Origin of the sequence: Niallia sp. FSL W8-0954 (assembly GCF_038005605.1) — a bacterium.
Lineage (GTDB): Bacteria > Bacillota > Bacilli > Bacillales > Cytobacillaceae > Niallia > Niallia circulans_A.
Genome location: NZ_JBBOTN010000001.1, coordinates 2,624,119 through 2,636,771, shown reverse-complemented (window position 1 = coordinate 2,636,771; position 12,653 = coordinate 2,624,119). Strand labels below are relative to the sequence as shown.

Below are 12,653 nucleotides of genomic sequence, written 5' to 3'. Positions count from 1 at the left end.
GGAAAGGGAAATGGAAACCAATTGTTTCATATGCGATAAACATAAAGGGATTATTAAAACAGCAGGAATACCAATCTATGAAAATGAATATGTTTATGTTGGTCATATTGATAGAAAAGGCAAGGGCAGTTACCTAGGACATCTTATGATCGATTTAAAAAGACATATTCCTACACTTGCTGAGATGACAAATGATGAAGCAAAGGCGTTTGGACTTATTATTTCAAGAGTCAGCAAGGCATTAAAGGAAACAGAAAACGCGGAACATATTTATGCTCTCGTCTCAGGAAATTCGGTTCCTCATCTTCACCTTCATCTAATTGCAAGATATCCGAATACTCCTGAAAGATATTGGGGACCAACGGAGTTATATGATTGGCCAGAGGCTCCGATTGCAAACGCAGAGGAAATGAGCTCTTTATGTAAAAGAATAAAAAATTACTTAGCAAATGAAGTTTTTGAGGAAGCGTAATGGAATATAAATGGGTAGGTTCTGATAAGAATTATGTAGATGAAATTAATATCCTCCATCTAAGAAATAATTTAGTACTTGGACGCTTTGGAGGAAACTCCTCTGCAGGTCAATATAAAAATGAAGACGGCTGTTTCATTTGGATAGAACGCGAATGGGAGCTTGTCATCCTCTTGGATGCACATGATTCAGCACAAAGTGCAGAATTAGTAATAAAAAGTATAGCGACAAAGAAAGAGGAGATCAAAACAATTCTCCAATTACCGTTAAAAAGAGTGTTCCAAGAAATTACTTCCTTTTTCTTAAACCATTTCGCAAGCAAGGAATTTCTGGAGCAATGCAAGATGATTCAAGGAGAAACTGCATGCTTAATCGTTGTAAGAAAAGCACACTATTTATGGTGGTTATCAATTGGCGACTGTATACTTGCACTCCATCATCCAGAACTTTCAAGGTTAGGAGAATACCAGCAAAATCACCGAAGCTTCTATGAATGGATTGGGGTAAATAGTACTTTCCATCAAGAAGTACCCTCCTATAATCAAGGAGTGAAAGAATTAAGAAAGGGTAAAACACATATCTTTCTCACTACAGATGGACTGATTGAGTGTCCCAACACGGATTATCATAGGATGGAAGCCATTTTTCAAGGATTTGATACGTTTTCTAATCAAGAGAGCGTCTATTATTTATTAAAAGAAATAAAAAAGAAAAATGTCCGTGACAGCACAACGATAATATCTTGGATTGTTCATAATAACAAAGAAGATACGATGCCAAGTGATTTTTTAAAAGGAGTGAGATAAAGTTCAAGGCGCTATAAGAATACATCTTATTTTTAATCAAATAAGATGTATTTTATTTTAAATGTGTTATACTTATTATAGAGTATTAATTTAATAGTATAACATATTTAAAAAGGAGCGAAGTCTATGACAATATCAGTTGCAATAAATGGCTTTGGGAGAATTGGAAGAATGGTGCTTAGAAATGCTATTAATGATCAAAGTATACATATTACTGCTATTAATGCCAGTTATCCTTCTGAAACGATAGCACATTTAATAAAGTATGACACAATTCACGGTAAGTTTCCAGGTAAGGTTGTGGCTAAAGAACATTCGATTTTTATAAATGACCAAGAGATTCTATTAGTGAATAACCGTAATCCAGAAAAACTTCCGTGGCGTGAATTGGGAATAGATATCGTAGTAGAAGCTACAGGGAAATTTAACGCGAGAGACAAAGCAGCAATGCATTTAAAAGCTGGTGCGCATAAAGTAGTGCTTACCGCTCCTGGTGTAAATGCTGATGCAACCATCGTCATGGGTGTGAATGATAGTATATTAAATATTGATAAACATCATGTTATTTCGAATGCATCATGTACGACCAATTGCTTAGGACCGGTTGCTAAGGTTATAGACGAACATTTTACGATAAAGAATGGATTAATGACAACAATTCACTCCTATACCAATGATCAAAACAATATAGATAATCCCCATCATGATTTACGGCGGGCAAGGTCATGTGGGCAAAATATTATTCCCACTTCGACTGGAGCAGCTAAGGCCTTAAAACAGATCCTTCCACATTTAGAAGGAAAACTTCATGGAATGGCGTTAAGAGTGCCAACACAAAATGTTTCTTTAGTCGATTTAGTCGTCGATTTAGAAAAAAATGTGACAAGTGAAGTTGTTAATCAAGCTTTTGAAGAGGCCTCAAACGGAAAACTGAAAGGGATTCTAAGCATTACAGAGGAACCTTTAGTATCTGTTGATTTTAATACAACAACCGAGTCTGCAACTATTGATGCTTTATCAACAATGGTCATCGGGCAAAATAAAGTGAAAATACTAGCTTGGTATGATAATGAATGGGGCTATTCTAATCGAGTGGTTGAATTGGTAAAGCTTGTTGGAAGCAAGTTGCGTGTGAAAATGGATAGTCAAGCTGTGTAAAAGATAGTTAATCGATTAAACGATAGAATAGATGCAGGAAGGTAAGATTATCTGACTGCATCTATTTTTTTGTTGCTTTCTTCATGATGCTCCTATATTTATAAAACGAATTAAATCAGAAATAAAGCAACTGTTTTAGGCCTGCACCAGTGGTCCGATTTTTTTATCTCCAAAAATTTTTTCTAATTTAGAAACTTTCTTACAGATTTGTCCGTATGAAAGAAGAACGTGATAGGGAGGGTGTGTAAATGTCTCTTTTAGAAGTAAAGATTCAATCAGCTGGATATGAGCAAAAGAAAGAAATTATTAGAGAAATTAATTTTACTATTGAAAAAGGAGAATTGGTTGGTTTAATTGGGCCAAATGGTGCTGGCAAAAGTACGACAATCAAAAGTTTATTAGGTTTAATCGAACATTTAGAAGGAACGGTTTCCTACATAGATGGCATAACTTATTCCTATTTACCAGAACGACCTATTTTCTATGATGAATTAACATTATGGGAACACCTAGACTTTGTTGCAGCAGTAGAGGGGTTAGAAGAAAAGGAATATAAGCAAAAGGCTAATGAATTGCTAAATGTGTACAAGTTAGCGGAACACGCGCATGAAAACCCAACTAAATATTCAAAGGGAATGCAGCAGAAAGCGATGCTTATACTTGCGATGATTACAAATCCATCCTTATATATTATTGATGAACCGTTTATGGGACTTGACCCAAATGCCATGAAGCTTTTTCTCGGATCGATGGAAATAGAGCAAAAACATGGTGCTGGCATATTAATGTCTACCCATGTATTAGATACAGCAGAAAAGATTTGTGATCGATTTCTTATGATCCATAATGGCCAGCTAGTGGCAAAAGGAACATTAGAGGAGATAAGGGAGCAATGTCAGTTGCCCGCTGGATCTTTGTATGATTGTTTTCATTTGTTAGCAGAGGATCATGGTAATGAATAGTAGAAAGTTGTTTTTTTCACGTTTAATTAGGAATTGGCACTATCAATGGAAAGTGCTTCGATCGATTGCTGATTGGACGGTAATTGTATATATCTTAGTCCCTCTAGGTGTTTTCTGTGTAGCTATCTATCGTTCTTGGTGGCTGGAGATACCTGTCTGGATACATAAGATCCCTTTTATTGTTCCTTTTTTCTGCCTTTACTTTCTGGCATGGATTGGCAATATCAGAACCCTTATTGTGGAAGCTGATAAAGTATTTTTAGTCAAACAGCTTCATTTGATTGGAAGGTTAAAAGCACTGAGCTATTTCTATTCTCTGTTCTTTCAAACAATGGTGCTTTCAGCAGGCTTCTTATGCTTACTACCATTTTTACTCCATTATTATTTGTTAAATTGGTCAGTAATCCTTGTCTTATTTGTCTATTTCACTGCTTTACAATCTTGCTTCATGTTATGGAAGTACCATATCCGAAAAATAGGTTCTATGTGGGCAAAAAGCTTGCTGGTGGTTTTCTTGTTTCTTGTATTTAATTGGTTTAGTCAATGGATTTATCATATAGTGGATATGGGAATGACTATTCCAGTATATGCTCTGTCACTAATTATCCTCTTGTTGTCGATCTTCTTTAGTTTGACAGCTTTACAAAAGATCGCATCTATTGATCTCCATATTGAATTAGAGCAAGAGCGTAAAACTAGTATCGTTCAGGCCATCTATTTAGCAGCTCCTGAAATAGAAAAGCCGGTCATTATGAGAAGAAAGAAACCGCGTATTTTCAAAAACTCTAAACGGATCTTTCAAAATCGCACACCAGTTAACGGCTTTATCGAATTATTTATTAAGATAGTTATACGTAATTCTAGTTATTTATATGGGTATTTGATGTTAATTAATAGCACAACCGGTGCCATGATTATAGTACCGCCCCTATGGTTAAAGATTCTTATTTTTGTAGGGTTTTCTATTATCATGAATGGGTGGCTTACGACCCTATGGAATAAAGTGTGCCACTACCATCCGTTGATGAAAAAATATATGGAAAGTGATGCTTATTACTCAGCAAGGAAAAAAGCTGTAAGAGGTATGCTAAGCTTTGCGTTAGTGCTGGTACTTTTTTTAACTTGTGTTTTTGGTTTTATCATTGGAAGGTAAGTCAAAGCAATTTGTAAAGGAGGTCATTAGATGGAACCGAAATGGTTACAATGGGCGAAACAGCTGCAAGCAATCGCCCAAGCCGGATTAACCTATTCAAAGGATACTTTTGATTTGGAAAGGTTTGAAGATATCAGAAAGATCAGCTTAGAAATTATGTCGGAATATACCAAGGTGAATGAAACAAGAATTCGTGATCTTTTTGCAAATGAAACAGGGTATGCTACGCCGAAAGTAGATATTAGGGCAGTAGTTTTTCAAGGTACTAAAATACTAATGGTGAAAGAGAAGACAGATAATTCCTGGGCCTTGCCAGGAGGTTGGGGCGATATTGGCTTAACTCCAGCTGAAGTCGCAGTAAAAGAAGTACAAGAAGAATCAGGATTTAAGGTGAAAGCAGTAAAATTAATTGCGGTTATGGATAAGAAATGCCACCCGCATCCTCCATCTCCTTACCATGTATATAAAATGTTCATCCAGTGTGAGATTGTAGGAGGAGAGGCGCAGGAAGGAGTAGAAACTAGCTCTGTCGGTTTTTTTGCAAAAGAGGATCTCCCGCCTTTATCCATTCCAAGAAATACAGAATCACAAATATTACTAGCTTTTAAACATATGGCTAATCCGTTGGAGCCTGTTTATTTTGATTGATTCTTTCTATTCTTTAGAATCAATTAGTTGAATTGCCATTTTTTTATAATTAAAATGGAATAGAAGTGAAATAAATTTTGAGGGTGGAATATTTATGAAGGAAAATGAAATACATACATTTCGTCAAGCAGACCACGAGATTGATCCTATTTTTTAAATCGTTGGTCACCCCGTTCTTTTTTAGATAAAGAAGTTTCTGAAGAAGTCTTAATGCGCCTGTTTGAGGCTGCTCGCTGGGCGCCTTCTGCAAATAATTTGCAGCCATGGCGTTTTATTATTGCTCGAACGGTAGAGGAACGATCATTATTTCATTCTTTTATTTTTGAAAGAAATTTAGAGTGGTGTAAAAATGCACCGGTATTAGCAGTGCTTATTTCGGATAAACAAAATGGGATGCATGCCTTTGACAGCGGAACTGCATGGGGATTCTTATCCTTGCAGGCTATAAAAGAAGGTTTAAAAACACATGCTATTGGTGGATTTGATAAAGCAAAAGCTCGTGAAGTATTAAACATTCCAGAAGAATTTGATATTCAAGTAACTATTGCCATTGGTTATCAAGGGGATAAAGAAGCGTTGCCGGAAGATTTTCAAGCAAGAGAAATTCCGTCTAGCCGCCGTCCGTTAGAGGAATCGATTTTGCAAGGTAAATATAAAAAATAAATAAGGAAAACAGACGCTTTGTATCATACAGGCGTCTGTTTTTTCTAATGTAAACAAATATTATGTTCGCTTAATAAATCTATAAGAGCAGGTCGTTCATTCCCGTCTCGTCCAATTACATGGGTTGCAGTTATCAAGGAATTTAGCACAGCTTCTTCTGTAGCTTCTCCAACGGCTCTAAATGCAACATCGATATCCTCTTCATGAATGGTTGAAATAGGGACACTGGAATAAGGATTTTCATGTGGAATTTTTGTTGCCGTAGAAAAACCAATGACTACTTCACCGCTTCCAGTTGTAATAATCGAACCTGTTCGTGATAATCCTGTTACTGCGCGCTTAATAATTCGATTTAATTGTCTTTCCGAAACGGGAAGATCAGTAGCTACGATGATGATGACAGAGCCCTTATCTTTATCTTCATTTGCTTGTGTAAGCTTTTTTTTGAGCTGTTGTCCGATTGGATTCCCTGCTATTACTAGATCACTCAGCGTACCAAAGTTGGTCAGAGCCAGTACTCCTATTGTATAGCTACCATGTTCCATATGTATTATTCGGGAAGAGGTTCCAATTCCACCTTTTAAAGAATAGCACAGCATGCCGCGGCCAGCACCAACTGATCCTTCATCAAATTCCGCAGAAGCATTAGCGATTGCCCCGAAAACATGGTCTTTCTTAATCTTTCTTGCTCTCACATCATTAAGAAACATATCGTTACACTCACACACAATGGGATTAACAGTACCTGTTGTTCGACCAATATCCTCGTTATGCTCTAGCATATATTCAATTAATGCATCAGCTGTCACACCGATACTTAATGTATTGGTTAAAAGAATAGGTGTTTCAATTGTTCCTAATTCTGTTATTTGCATTAAACCCATTGTTTTACCAAACCCATTAATTACATGGCTTGCAGCGATTACCTTTTCTTTAAATATATTGCCTGGATGGGGCATTATTGCGGTAACACCTGTCTGAGTGTCCCTATTATTTAAAGTAGCATGGCCAACTGTGACACCTTCTACATCTGTAATGGCGTTTCTTTTACCTGTTTCTAATTTTCCAATTGTTATTCCATAATCTCGAAGCCTCTTTTGTCCATTCACTTAAAAAAACCGCCTCTCCTTTTTATTATTTTTATTTTTTCAAAAATCAGTCAGTTAATCAAGTTTAAGATAATTTATCTCTCTATGATGAAATTCTTAAGTATAATAATAATAAGTAACTAGCTAGAATATGGCTTTAACGAAGGAGAGAGATAAAATGCAAACCGACCAATGGAAAATAGGGATATTTCTATTCAATGATGTGGAGGTATTAGATTTTGCTGGCCCGTTTGAAGTGTTTTCTGTTACAGCAAGAGAGGATGGGTCTAAACCGTTTATCGTGCAGACTATTTCGGAAACGGGACAAATGATTCGAGCGAGAAATGGATTAAAGGTATATCCGGATTATAGTTTCCAAACAATGCCTAAGTTCGATCTTTTAATCATCCCAGGGGGACTAGGTGCAAGAGAACGAGAAGTACATAATAAAACGGTGATTAATTGGATTAAGGAACAAATGGGAGAGGTTCAATGGATGGCTTCTGTATGTACGGGAGCGTTATTGCTTGCTGAAGCAGGGCTGCTTGATGGATTGAACGCGACAACACATTGGGCGAGCCTCACAAGGCTTAAGGAGGAATACCCACAAGTGAATGTGGTAAAGAAGGTGAAGTTTGTCGATGAAGGGCGCATTATTACTTCAGGTGGCATCTCGGCAGGTATTAATATGTCCTTTCATCTTGTCAAACGTTTAGCGGGTGTGAAAATAGCGAAAGAAACAGCAAAAAGAATGGAATATGATGTGGAACTTTCTTAAAAAACTGCTTATATAGCAATTTTTTTATGAAACGAAAGATGAGAAATAAACTAACAAGAAAAAACAATGGTAGAACAGATGTTCTGTGGTGGTAAAAAAGGCATAATACGGAATGAAACAGAAGGAAAACGAAAAAATATTTGACAAAACTTAATGAAACGGAATAAGATGAATTTAGATTTTAATGGGAAAGGGAATAGTATGCTAGCGGAGGAAAGAAGAAAATTAATTTTAGAAATAATTTCTAGAGATGGGAAAGTTATTGCTAAAGATCTAGCAAGTAAATTTGAGATGTCTCTTGATTCCATTAGAAGAGACTTAACAATCATGGAAGAACAAGGGTTGCTGCAAAAAACATATGGTGGTGCCATTCTCTCTGAACCAATACCTAAAGTAAGAACAATGCCGCCGCCGTCATCTATTCGATATGGAACGGCTGCCCAACACGAAAATGCTATTTCAAAATTAGCAGTATCATTTATTAAAGAAAATGATACGGTTTTTATTGGAGGAGCAGGTATCCATTATGGAATGGTAAAATATTTGCCAACTGATTTCCCTTATACAATCGTTACAAATTCATTGAAAATTGCCGACCTTATTAGAATGAAAGAAAACATAAGTTCTTATTTAATCGGAGGGAAATTAAGAGGAGCTTCATCAAGCAGTATAATTGATTGTATTGCAATGGAAATGATGCGCAAATTTTCCTTAGACATTTGTTTTTTAACTGGTGGAGGAATTAATGCCAAAGGTATAAGTACCTCTACTCCTGAAGCAGCTGCATTTGCTCAGACAGTTGCCAGTGTTGCTCAAAAAGTGGTCTGTTTAGCACCCCATGAAAAAATCGGTCGTGAAATGTTTATGCAATCCGTACCAATCGAAGAAATTGATATCCTTCTAACAGATCTTGGTGCACCGCAAAAAACGATTGATGAAATGAAAAAGAAACAACTAAAAATAAAATTTGCTGATTTACGTTGATTAGATAGATTGGAATAGGAGATTTAAAATGAGATGGATGAATATAGAGGGACCTTCTAAACTAGAAGGATCCTTATCAGTACCAGGTTCGAAAAATAGTTCTTTGGCAATTCTAGCTGCTGCATGCTTAGCTAGTGAGCCTGTAACATTAAAGAACATCCCAAACATTGCTGATTTCAAAGTACTTCGTCAAATTGGAGAAGAAATAGGATGTATCATGGAGCGAGATAGCCGCGGGGATGTTTATATTGACCCGACTAAAATATATAATCCGATAATTGAACCTGAAAAGTCAAGGAAGTTTAGAACAGCTTATTATTTCATTGGAGCATTACTTGCTAAATTCGGAAAAGTATCACTTGGCTATCCTGGCGGGGATGATTTTGTAAGCAGACCAATTGATCAGCATATAAAGGCGTTTGAGAAAATGGGCGCAACTTTTACTTTTCATGAAGATTATTATGTGGTGGAGGCCAAAAAATTAAAAGGGGCAACAATCTATTTTGATACGATTACATCAGGTGCCACTATTAATAGCATGCTAGCAGCTGTATTAGCTGAGGGAGAAACAATTTTATTAAATGCTGCAAGAGATCCAGAAGTAACAGATACGGCATTATTTTTGAATAAAATGGGTGCGAGAATTAAAGGTGCTGGTACGGATACAATCAAAATTAAAGGTATAAAAAGCTTGAATGGTTGTAGTTATACCGTAATTCCTGACAGGCTAATTGCTGGAGCTTTCCTGATTTCATCAGGGATTACAGGTGGAACGATTACAGTGAATGATATTATCCCAGAACACCTAACATCTTGTCTCACGAAACTGGAAGAGATCGGTGTCGGTTTGGAAATAAAAGAGAATAATATTACGTCTTTTCTAGATGGTAGTTTAAAAGCATCGAGGGTAAGAACTGCTATGTTCCCTGGATTTCCAACGGATTTGCAACAGCCATTAACCGTTTTGTTAACACAAGCACAAGGGAAAAGTATACTTCGCGAAACTGTTTATCCGAACCGATTTAATCATGTATACCAATTAAACAAAATGGGTGCATCTATTGAAGTATCAAATGGGATTGCCCATATAAAAGGAAAGTCAGCTTTACACGGAGCCTTAGTGCATGCTTCAGATGTCCGTGCAGGTATTTGTCTAATGTTAGCTGGAGTAATAGCAGAAGGGACGACAACAATTACTGGAATTGAACATATTGAACGAGGATATGATGAGGCAGTTGCAGCTTTTAACAGCCTTGGTGCGAAAGTCTCTTTACATCATTCTGATGAAATTACAAATGATCTATTAATGATGCAAGAATTCGAAAAAATAATGAGATAGATAATATATTTTTCCTAAATTGATAGATAACTAGGGGAGAATTAACTGACCAAAAAACCAAAGATGTTCTTTGTATAGACGTCTTTGGTTTTTTGAATGATTTTAGCTATAATATATTTCAACTTGCAGTATAAAGACATTTCATCCTTTTAAAAGTATAGAATATTTATCAATATACGTGAGTGGCGGATTTATGATTTTTTATAGATCAAAAAAAACAAAAAAAACTAGTTTTAATCGTTTTTTTTGACGAAAGATGAAATTAATTTTTAGTAGTTTTCAATGAAAAATTATATAGAGCATATAAAAAACTAATAATAATTTTTAATAAGCTAACTAAATAAATTTCAAATGTCCATATAGATACGATGCAGTTAGTTAATAATAGATTGTAAGAGATAACAATTTTTTAATTTTGTCTCACTATCTAGAGTATACTTTGGAATGAGATGTGATTTATTAAAATTTTAATCACTGTGTATAATATATATTATGTAAACTAGAATAAAAAATAATTAAAGTCCTTATAATCCAATTAGTAATCATTCCCCTTTTTTTACGATAAAGATGATCCTAATAAAGAATCATCTTTATTAAATATTAAATAATTTTAACAATCATTTGTACCATCAATGCACTTATGATAATTAACAAAAGAGTTTTTGCTGCTTTTTGAGAAACTTTTGGCAATACGAGCAATCCAATCTGTGATCCAATAATGGAACCAACTGCCATGCAAATGGCATAATACCAATTAATAAAACCGTTCTGGTAATAAATAATAAATCCTCCCATACAGCTGCCAAGAATAATAACTCTTGTCATTTGCACAGCTTTCATATAGGTGAAATTACTTTTTAAATAAAATAAAATACTAAATGTGGCGGATCCTGGTCCAAATCCCCCATCATATGCTGCAATAAAGAAAGGAATGTATAATCTTTTCTTTATTGTTTTTTGTTGTTTTTGCTTTTTATCTTGTTGTATAGTAGCAGTCCATTGTTTATTTTTCATTGTCACTATTAAGGCAAAACAAAGTAATGCAAATGCAATGATATTCATCGTTTCTTCCTGTATATTAGTAGTTACTAGTGCTCCCCCTATTCCACCTAAAACAGCGATTAGGATAGTAATTAATAGAAAGTGGACACTTAGCTGTTTATTTCTTATTAAATAGAAAACACTAGAAAGTGCCGCAATTCCTGAGGAAAACTTATTTGTAGCGATACTTGTTTGAATAGGAATACCTGTTAACATCATACCAGGAACGGTAATTAAGCCACCCCCTCCTGCTAATGTTCCAATAAAAGAAGCTCCTAAGCCAATTAGCATTAATGTAAAAAGTTGATAATTCCCCTCCCTTCTTCCTAAAAATGCTGTTGTTAGTCCGATTGATACTAGTATGATTAGAATAATACAGAAAAAGATTTTTTGACGTTTTATTTGTATTTGTTGTTCGCTTTCTTCTTTTATCATTGGTAAGTTCATGATTATAGGCTCCTTTTTACCATTTCTAATAAAAAGGTTATATAATTATAATAGATAAGTCTAATATATATTTCTTGTGTATATATAAATAATATTTATAGGAGTGAAGATTAGTGAACCTTCATGCTCTGCGTATATTTATCACCGTTGCCTCTGCAAAAAGTGTTACAGATGCAGCAAGAGTTCTTTCTATTAGTCAGCCTGCGGTAACTATGCAAATCCGAAATTTAGAAAAAGAAACAGGATTGACATTAATTGAGTCAGCGGGAAGAGGAATTAAATTAACAAAGGAAGGAGATTTTTTATATAAGCAAGGGGAACGTTTATTTGATTTAGAAAGAGATATTGAGGGGAAAATAAACAAACTGAAAGCTGGAATACTAGATAATATCAAAATAGCATCCACGCATTTACCGGCTAATTTTTTATTACCATCTCTATTAGCAAAATTGAAAATAGATAATCCTTTACTCCATATAGAGTTATATAGTGGTAATTCAAACGAAGCGATTGAGAAATTACTCCGCTATAAAGTAGATTTAGCACTTGTTGTAAAAGAACGGTGGGAGCAACCAGAATTGCATGTCACACACATAATGGATGTTGATTTTTGGTTCATCGTGCCGCGAAAGCATAAATTTGCTGGCGAAGAAGTTTCGTTTTCACAGTTGGTTCAAGAGCCTTTTTTAGTAAGAGAAAATGGAAGCTCAACAAGAGACATGTTATTTTCTTTGTGTAAAATTCATGGTGTGAACCACCCTCCTATTGGATTGCAATTTCATGGCTTAAACGAATCTATTCATTCAGTTATTGCAGGTTATGGAGTCATGTTAGCTCCTTCACTTGCAGTTAAGGAACATGTGCTTCGTAAGGAAGTAGGTGTGGTTAAAGTGAAAGGAGTTGAAATTAAACGGCCGATATTCCTTTGTAGACGCAATGAAAACGTAGAGCTTTCTCCTCTCGTTAATCAATTACTGGATACAATAAGAAATATGGATTATATGAAATAAAATGGGGGTTTTTAGATTTTCAATGAAGTTAAGGATTTTAGCTGTCGTTTTTTAATTCTTATTGTTTTCCAAGGAACGACTGGTGAAATTCGTCTATTTAATCT

The 12,653-nt window shown here is 35.2% G+C and carries 12 protein-coding genes and 1 pseudogene; 11 read left to right on the top strand and 2 right to left on the bottom strand.

Annotation, left to right across the window (positions count from 1 at the left end; all coding sequences use genetic code 11):
* Positions 1–10: 10 nt before the first annotated feature.
* The 7 genes and pseudogenes from NX902_RS12920 (at position 11) to NX902_RS12890 (ending at position 5,862) form a co-directional block, all read left to right on the top strand.
* Entirely contained in the window at positions 11–472 is a 462-nt protein-coding gene (locus tag NX902_RS12920) for an HIT family protein (protein WP_163186832.1), read from the top strand.
* A complete protein-coding gene (locus NX902_RS12915; RefSeq protein ID WP_095328864.1) occupies positions 472–1,278 on the top strand; it encodes a protein phosphatase 2C domain-containing protein in 807 nt (268 codons plus the stop codon). Before NX902_RS12920 ends, NX902_RS12915 begins: the two co-directional genes overlap by 1 nt.
* 126 nt (positions 1,279–1,404) lie before the next feature.
* Complete coding sequence (locus NX902_RS12910) at positions 1,405–2,436, top strand: glyceraldehyde-3-phosphate dehydrogenase (protein ID WP_123257716.1); 1,032 nt, start codon at positions 1,405–1,407, stop codon at positions 2,434–2,436.
* A gap of 248 nt (positions 2,437–2,684) precedes the next feature.
* Positions 2,685–3,398, top strand: coding sequence for an ABC transporter ATP-binding protein (locus NX902_RS12905; protein ID WP_123257715.1), 714 nt, complete (start codon positions 2,685–2,687; stop codon positions 3,396–3,398).
* On the top strand, positions 3,391–4,551 hold the full coding sequence (locus NX902_RS12900) for an ABC transporter permease (RefSeq protein WP_171509640.1): 1,161 nt from the start codon (positions 3,391–3,393) through the stop codon (positions 4,549–4,551). The genes NX902_RS12905 and NX902_RS12900 overlap by 8 nt, the downstream gene beginning before the upstream one ends.
* Positions 4,552–4,581: 30 nt before the next feature.
* The gene (locus NX902_RS12895) at positions 4,582–5,199 is read left to right on the top strand and encodes an NUDIX hydrolase (RefSeq protein WP_095328860.1); all 618 of its coding nucleotides are present in this window, start codon (positions 4,582–4,584) and stop codon (positions 5,197–5,199) included.
* Positions 5,200–5,293: 94 nt separating this feature from the next.
* Positions 5,294–5,862 (top strand): annotated as a pseudogene (locus NX902_RS12890) (nitroreductase family protein).
* 44 nt (positions 5,863–5,906) lie between these two features.
* On the opposite strand, the gene NX902_RS12885 reads toward NX902_RS12890, so the two are convergent.
* Complete coding sequence (locus NX902_RS12885) at positions 5,907–6,971, bottom strand: DmpA family aminopeptidase (RefSeq protein ID WP_095328858.1); 1,065 nt, start codon at positions 6,969–6,971, stop codon at positions 5,907–5,909.
* Positions 6,972–7,128: 157 nt separating this feature from the next.
* Between NX902_RS12885 and NX902_RS12880 the strand changes: the two genes are divergently transcribed.
* From NX902_RS12880 to murA, 3 genes are all read left to right on the top strand, one after another.
* On the top strand, positions 7,129–7,728 hold the full coding sequence (locus tag NX902_RS12880) for a DJ-1/PfpI family protein (RefSeq protein ID WP_095328857.1): 600 nt from the start codon (positions 7,129–7,131) through the stop codon (positions 7,726–7,728).
* Positions 7,729–7,881: 153 nt separating this feature from the next.
* Complete coding sequence (locus NX902_RS12875; RefSeq protein WP_341122909.1) at positions 7,882–8,712, top strand: DeoR/GlpR family DNA-binding transcription regulator; 831 nt, start codon at positions 7,882–7,884, stop codon at positions 8,710–8,712.
* A gap of 28 nt (positions 8,713–8,740) precedes the next feature.
* Entirely contained in the window at positions 8,741–10,051 is a 1,311-nt protein-coding gene (gene murA / locus NX902_RS12870; protein ID WP_095328856.1) for a UDP-N-acetylglucosamine 1-carboxyvinyltransferase, read from the top strand.
* A 600-nt stretch (positions 10,052–10,651) separates the two neighbouring features.
* On the opposite strand, the gene NX902_RS12865 is transcribed toward murA, so the two are convergent.
* Positions 10,652–11,539, bottom strand: a complete 888-nt coding sequence (locus tag NX902_RS12865; protein ID WP_095328855.1) for a sulfite exporter TauE/SafE family protein — start codon at positions 11,537–11,539, stop codon at positions 10,652–10,654.
* A 113-nt stretch (positions 11,540–11,652) separates the two neighbouring features.
* Between NX902_RS12865 and NX902_RS12860 the strand changes: the two genes are divergently transcribed.
* On the top strand, positions 11,653–12,549 hold the full coding sequence (locus tag NX902_RS12860) for a LysR family transcriptional regulator (RefSeq protein ID WP_095328854.1): 897 nt from the start codon (positions 11,653–11,655) through the stop codon (positions 12,547–12,549).
* Positions 12,550–12,653: the final 104 nt, after the last annotated feature.

Bases quoted from the DNA above. Each gene is read 5' to 3' on its own strand.
- NX902_RS12875 (WP_341122909.1), top strand. From the start codon at position 7,882: ATGAAACGGAATAAGATGAATTTAGATTTTAATGGGAAAGGGAATAGT.
- NX902_RS12920 (WP_163186832.1), top strand. From the start codon at position 11: ATGGAAACCAATTGTTTCATATGCGATAAACATAAAGGGATTATTAAA.
- NX902_RS12865 (WP_095328855.1), bottom strand. From the start codon at position 11,539: ATGAACTTACCAATGATAAAAGAAGAAAGCGAACAACAAATACAAATA.
- NX902_RS12880 (WP_095328857.1), top strand. From the start codon at position 7,129: ATGCAAACCGACCAATGGAAAATAGGGATATTTCTATTCAATGATGTG.
- NX902_RS12900 (WP_171509640.1), top strand. From the start codon at position 3,391: ATGAATAGTAGAAAGTTGTTTTTTTCACGTTTAATTAGGAATTGGCAC.
- NX902_RS12910 (WP_123257716.1), top strand. From the start codon at position 1,405: ATGACAATATCAGTTGCAATAAATGGCTTTGGGAGAATTGGAAGAATG.
- NX902_RS12895 (WP_095328860.1), top strand. From the start codon at position 4,582: ATGGAACCGAAATGGTTACAATGGGCGAAACAGCTGCAAGCAATCGCC.
- NX902_RS12905 (WP_123257715.1), top strand. From the start codon at position 2,685: ATGTCTCTTTTAGAAGTAAAGATTCAATCAGCTGGATATGAGCAAAAG.
- murA (WP_095328856.1), top strand. From the start codon at position 8,741: ATGAGATGGATGAATATAGAGGGACCTTCTAAACTAGAAGGATCCTTA.
- NX902_RS12915 (WP_095328864.1), top strand. From the start codon at position 472: ATGGAATATAAATGGGTAGGTTCTGATAAGAATTATGTAGATGAAATT.